This window comes from Undibacterium sp. Di24W, assembly GCF_049340325.1.
In the GTDB taxonomy this organism is placed as follows: Bacteria; Pseudomonadota; Gammaproteobacteria; order Burkholderiales; family Burkholderiaceae_D; genus Undibacterium.
Window position 1 is genome coordinate 1 of the sequence record NZ_JBMPOP010000041.1, and the last position, 255, is coordinate 255.

1 protein-coding gene is annotated in these 255 nt (G+C 49.4%); it reads right to left on the minus strand.

Annotated elements, in window-relative coordinates:
- Positions 1-255: hypothetical protein (locus ACO0KZ_RS20545; RefSeq protein WP_422998661.1), on the minus strand; the 255-nt coding region annotated here is incomplete at both ends.

A 255-nucleotide genomic window follows, 5' to 3' on the forward strand; every position in this document is an offset into this window, starting at 1 on the left:
CAGACGCTGGGTCTTTAGTCACGTTAGCCATGATCGTCGTTGCACCAGCAACATCATTGCTGTTCAAGGTGAAACCGTAGTATTCACCCACTGCCACTTTGTTCAAGAACAGGGCTTTAGAATCCAAGGCCGCTTGGTCTGTACCTGTGTAGCCTTTTACCGCTGTGATGATTTGTGAGAATACGTCACCCACAGTCACTTTACCCGCTGCATCAAATTTGCCAGTCCAGAAAGTCACACCGTCCGCATCAGCAG